This is a genomic window from Methylobacterium sp. WL18 (genome assembly GCF_008040015.1).
In the GTDB taxonomy this organism is placed as follows: domain Bacteria; phylum Pseudomonadota; class Alphaproteobacteria; order Rhizobiales; family Beijerinckiaceae; genus Methylobacterium; species Methylobacterium mesophilicum.
This window is the reverse complement of sequence record NZ_VRVD01000788.1, coordinates 1-1,916: the sequence shown is the minus strand read 5'-3', so window position 1 is coordinate 1,916 and position 1,916 is coordinate 1. Positions and strand designations below refer to the sequence as shown.

Here is a 1,916-nt window from a genome sequence, read left to right as displayed (position 1 = left end):
CTGCGGGGGAGGGTGGCCCCCGAAGGGGGTCGGGAGAGGGGAGCGCCGGTGCAGGAAAGAGCGCTGACCCGCACATCGGCTCTGCCTCATTCGGACGCCGGGTTCCCCTCTCCCGACCCGGCCTGACGGCCGGCCCACCCTCCCCCGCAGAGGGGGGAGGGAGATGCGCGCACGGCCTTCCGCCTCATCCTCGATCCAGAATGACCCTCGGCCCCAGCCTCACGGCGTGCAGCCCTTCTCGCCCTCCTTGGCTGCGGCCCGGCCGGCCTGATCGTCGATGTCGAGGGTGGTCATGTCGCCCAGGATGGCGAACTCGCCGTAATCGAGCTTGAGCGCGCCGCTGACCCCGTTCTCGTAGAGGTCGAAGCCGAGGGTGTAGATCGGCGTCCGCTCCCCCGCCCCCGGGGTGTAGTAGCTCAGCCGCACCGGCCAGTGCGGCATGCCGGAGAGCGGCCCCGTCCGCAGAGGCTTGTCGCGGGCGGCGTCGGCGGCCGGGCCGGCCCCGGCATGGCCGATCACCGCGAAGGTGTCGTAGATCTTCTTGCCGTCGTCGGAGCCGTCGAACACCTTGGCCGAGAGGGTCGCCTGGCCGCCCCGCGCCGCCGCGATCAGGTGGCGCATGTGCTCGCTCGGGAACAGCACCGGCCCCTCCACGGCGAAGGACTTGGCGCCCTTCAGCTTCACGGTCACGCCGTCGCCCTGCTCCGAGGCGGTGCCGTCCACCGGGGCGGCGGGCTGGTTGTTGATCAGGGTCGTGGTCTTGAACCGGAACTCCCGGCCCTTGCCGCCCTCGAAGGTGGTGCTGCGCATGTCCGACAGGCGCGGCCCGCTCTCGCCGGAGGAGAGCTCCGTCACCTGCCGGGTCAGCATGGTGTAGCCGCGGCAGGCATCGCCCCGGAAGTCGATGACGATGCGGCCCCGGGCGCTCTCCACCGAGCGGGTGCCCCCGCCCTCGGCCAGCGACAGGTCGTAGACCGCCCGGTGGTTGGCGAGCACGATCTCCCCCGCGGGCGCGGGGGCCTCGGCCTTGGCCTCGGGCGGAGGCGGCGGCTCGGAGACGGCCGGCGCGGCCTGCGCCCCCCAGGCGGAGACGAGAAGGCCGGCCGTCAGGAGGTGCGAGAGGCGCATGGATGATCCCGGTTCAAGGTCCGCCAGATAGCAGGCGACGCGAAAGGGGCAATCGTCGGGCATCGGGGCGGTCCCCGATACGGGGTTCCCATAGCGCAGATCACGCGCCCCCCTCTCCCGGACAGGTGAAGCGAAGCGGAACCTGATCCGGGACCCAGCACACGAAGCGCCGCGCCAGCGGCACAGGTCGATCGGACGGACGCTGCGCGCCGTCATGTGCTGGGTCCCGGGTCGCATTCCGCTGGCGCTGCATGCGCCCGGGAAAGGGCCCTGCAGACCGGCTCGACGCCCTGTCCCGGCTCTCGGCCCAACACCGTGAAAGAGCTGGGGCTGAGCGGAGTATCGGGGCAAAGCCCCGATGGACCAGGGCGCCGCCCTGGACCCGCGAAAGGTCCCGGACCTTTCGAAACCTTGACGTTCACCGGTAGCCTTGGGCCTGCAGGGTGAACAGCTCGGCGTAGCGGCCGCCCCGCGCCATCAGGGCGGCGTGGCTGCCCTCCTCGAGCAGCCGGCCGCCCTCCAGGACCAGGATCCGGTCGGCCATCCGCACCGTCGAGAACCGGTGCGAGATCAGCACCGCGGTGCGGCCCGCCGACAATTCGCGGAACCGGGCGAACACGTCGTGCTCGGCCCGGGCGTCGAGCGCCGCGGTCGGCTCGTCGAGGATCAGGATCTCGGCCTCGCGCATGTAGGCCCGGGACAGCGCGACCTTCTGCCACTCGCCCCCCGACAGGTCGAGGCCGCCGGCGAAGCGCTTGCCGAGCGGCTGCGCGTAGCCCTGCGGCAGG

2 protein-coding genes are annotated in these 1,916 nt (G+C 72.3%); both read right to left on the bottom strand.

Going from position 1 to position 1,916, the window contains the following annotated elements; all coding sequences use genetic code 11:
- Nucleotides 1-219 precede the first annotated feature (219 nt).
- Entirely contained in the window at nt 220-1,128 is a 909-nt protein-coding gene (locus tag FV228_RS28300; protein ID WP_147857526.1) for a cell envelope integrity EipB family protein, read from the bottom strand.
- Nucleotides 1,129-1,546: 418 nt separating this feature from the next.
- A partial coding sequence (locus FV228_RS28295; RefSeq protein ID WP_147857525.1) for an ATP-binding cassette domain-containing protein occupies nt 1,547-1,916 on the bottom strand: 370 nt, incomplete at its 5' end.